The 2,945-nt window shown below is 46.0% G+C and carries 3 protein-coding genes; 1 reads left to right on the top strand and 2 read right to left on the bottom strand.

Translation table 11 applies throughout. The features are described from left to right. Positions 1–604 precede the first annotated feature (604 nt). Together PMX21_RS09950 and PMX21_RS09945 are read right to left on the bottom strand one after the other, a co-directional pair. Positions 605–1,576 (bottom strand): LAPAL motif-containing putative phage structural protein, encoded by a 972-nt coding sequence (locus tag PMX21_RS09950; RefSeq protein ID WP_271759287.1) that lies wholly within the window; start codon positions 1,574–1,576, stop codon positions 605–607. A 32-nt stretch (positions 1,577–1,608) separates the two neighbouring features. Beyond that, positions 1,609–2,241 carry a hypothetical protein gene (locus PMX21_RS09945; protein WP_271759286.1) on the bottom strand — a complete coding sequence of 211 codons (633 nt, stop codon included), beginning with the start codon at positions 2,239–2,241 and terminating at the stop codon, positions 1,609–1,611. A gap of 176 nt (positions 2,242–2,417) precedes the next feature. On the opposite strand from PMX21_RS09945, the gene PMX21_RS09940 reads away from it, so the two are divergent. Beyond that, positions 2,418–2,873: a P-loop NTPase fold protein gene (locus PMX21_RS09940; RefSeq protein ID WP_271759285.1), complete on the top strand. Its 456-nt coding sequence runs from the start codon at positions 2,418–2,420 to the stop codon at positions 2,871–2,873. The last annotated feature ends 72 nt before the right edge of the window (positions 2,874–2,945 follow it).

Raw genomic sequence — 2,945 nt, 5'->3', positions numbered from 1 at the left:
ACCCCGGAGGAGTTCCGGAGACAGTCCCTTGCGGCGTAGTTCTTATTTAAGCCGTCCAAGTTTTGGGGTGCAGTTCACGAATAAATAGGGGCTACGGCCCACCCCATTTATCAGACGGACAACGCTGTCTACAATGTCATCTCTTCCGACTTCCATCTAACGCCTCCAAACAAGTCTACTTCCATAAGTATAGAACATATGTTTGATTATTGCTAGAATTGCAAGACTTCATCGAAGACAAAAGCTGCTCGACAATTGAAAATTCGAACCGCACAGGTGACCCAATATTCAGCAGTGCTCCGACGAGCAAATATTCATTTCGCGTCTCAGACAATCTAGCACAGCGGCATCAGTTAGAACGCCATGACTCTCTAGGAGTTCGATAAGTTGAGCGAAAGTCTAAAAATCTATCGCCAAAGTAACTCCTAAAATCAAAGAGCCGTTGCCGGCAACAACCGAACAACGACCCTCCTTTGTCATCGCCTCACTTAGAGTCAACGATGACTGTATCACTATCGACATAGTAACCTGTTTTCGTCGCTATTGCGGAGCATGCAGAACTACATTCAATGTCCGGGCAAATCGATTGGCCTGATTCGGCACGTCAGTCATTATTCTCCCCATCAACAAAATCAGCAAAGGTCAGCTGTTCACATCTTTTCATCGGACGGTAATCTCTAACTTTAGTTATATGGCATGCGGCGGTTCGGACTTTTTGCGTCCTCAAATTAATGACCTCTTTAATGGTCATATCGACACGCATTAGGTCGCCACTATTTAAACGATACTCACCATCTCGCACGCGTTCGAGAAAATCACGGTCGTCTATTTGAACCTTATTGTATGTTCGTTGCTCGTCCTCGTAGCCCGACTCAAATGTATATCCGGAAACATCTCCACCGTAGGAACCAAATAACGGTCGAACCCAGATATTGTGGGACGAATACTCAACCGTCTCTTCTTGCGTTGCCTTTAAAGCTTCTTCTTTATAGCTGTCAAAATAAGTCGCCTCGCTTGAAGAAAAAGAAATAGCATCCTCTGAAGCCTTACTACCGGCAATCTTAATCTCAATCTCCCTCGAAGGCCTCTTGAAAGATTTCATCGGACCAGTGATGACCTTAGAAAATTTCTCAGCGATTTCTGGGGACTGGACTAGCGCGTGGATCTCAACAGGAACAACGACTGCGTCCGAGCCCTCTCCATATACGAAAGTTCCATTGTCAGTTGGCTTATATTTAGAGATATGTTCTTTAACTTTTTTAATTATGTGCGCTATAGCAAATAGAACCTCCACAAGACCGCCGGCATTATTAATTGCAGATATAGCGTCACTGTTTAACGCGTCAATCAATCCGGGCACACAATGGATCACGAATTCCGTAATAAAAGAGCCTTCTTTAAATGGGCGCACTTTTATAGACGTATTTTCTAAGGTGCCCGACTCTTTTGCGACCTCTTTTATCAGTCCGTCAAATTGGCTTAGGAACTTAGAAAGGTCCTTGGCGTCCAGGCCTTCTTCGGGATCTACATCGACAAAGCGATATACGAGCGTTTGATTTTTTGTAGAAGTGTCCATGTTGTCCTCATACCCTTATAAGATCATGGGTCCTATTTCCTGCGACCGAAGCGTTTTATTCGAAAGCGATCGAGCGCAAAATTAAACGAAATAATAAAAACCAACGTAAACGTATAGATAACAAATTGATATATTTCAGATACCGAATCAGGCAAATAGACCGCACAGAACGCTTCCGCGACAAGCACGGTAAGAAGCGTACACAACCCGATAAATACCATTCTTCCCACGTCAATGCGAAAGACATTCCGATACTTCCAAAGCAGAAAAACTGCGACACAATAGATAGCAAGAAGTGAGATTAAGCCTGGCATTAGATTCCAACAAAATAGAGAAAGAGCAACGGGAAACGTCCAAATGGCATTCCCCGACGCACCTGAATCCATAAACGTATAGCCTTTATCCCTCATTCCGTTTCTCTCCACGACAAGCTGGAGATAACTTCTCAATATCCATCCTGAAAATGATGCAAAATAGATAATGAACAATCGGTCGACAGACCACAAGGAATTATCCCCAAAGGCAAGCGTAAGGATGCGCGAGGCGACCGGAAGGGCCGCAGAGGTTAAAACCGTGATCAGGACATCGGAGGTTTCAAACCCACCGTCCCTGCCCTCTCGGGACTTGTTAACCATCAATCTCCCAACACAAATAGAAATCAGCATAAGCTCAAGCACCATACCACTTCACTGCGTATGGAAAATAGCAGGTCTAGGCATTGTTAAACACTTAAAGGGTAAAACCTACGGATGAAAGTTAGACAAGAAGAAACCCTTCGATCCTATTTACAGAACGAATAAGACCGAAACGAAACCCCGCCCACAGAAAGAAGGCAGTCACCATGAAACGAGCCGACGAAGAACCTACACCGAAAGCAATTGAAGACGCTCTTACCCAAGACCCGCTTCACCGCAAGAGAGAAATCGAGGACTTTCTAAAGATGCTCATTGCGGTTGAGCCTCCGTATACCTTTGTCATTGATGCACCTTGGGGCTCTGGCAAGACATTCTTTGTAAAGCAAGTTGCGAGAGTCCTGCAAATGGCAAATCCGGCTCTCGATATCAACCTAGAGACACTTAACGCGACGCTAGGAGAAACCGCGACAGAACTCCCCGCGACGCCATGTCTGCCCATTTATTTCAACGCATGGGAAGACGACCATTTCGAGAATCCGATCTTGCCCATATTGGCCTCCATCGCTAATGCCGCAGACGAACAGAGCGTCAAGGGGGGAAAGGATTTCGGCAAGGGGGTCATTGGCGCCATAGAAGCCGCCGCTTCCCTTATCGGATGGTAGTGTCGAGAAAGTTGGTGTAGCGCCCGAACCGAAGCGAGTCTGCCCGGCGTCCGGGAACCTGGAATACGGTGA

It is taken from the genome of Collinsella aerofaciens (assembly GCF_028209885.1).
Taxonomy (GTDB): Bacteria; Actinomycetota; Coriobacteriia; order Coriobacteriales; family Coriobacteriaceae; genus Collinsella; species Collinsella aerofaciens_BA.
The sequence above is the reverse complement of the archived record's forward strand: the minus strand, read 5'-3'. Positions and strand labels throughout refer to the sequence as shown.

Bases quoted from the DNA above. Each gene is read 5' to 3' on its own strand.
- PMX21_RS09950 (WP_271759287.1), bottom strand. From the start codon at position 1,576: ATGGACACTTCTACAAAAAATCAAACGCTCGTATATCGCTTTGTCGAT.
- PMX21_RS09945 (WP_271759286.1), bottom strand. From the start codon at position 2,241: ATGCTGATTTCTATTTGTGTTGGGAGATTGATGGTTAACAAGTCCCGA.
- PMX21_RS09940 (WP_271759285.1), top strand. From the start codon at position 2,418: ATGAAACGAGCCGACGAAGAACCTACACCGAAAGCAATTGAAGACGCT.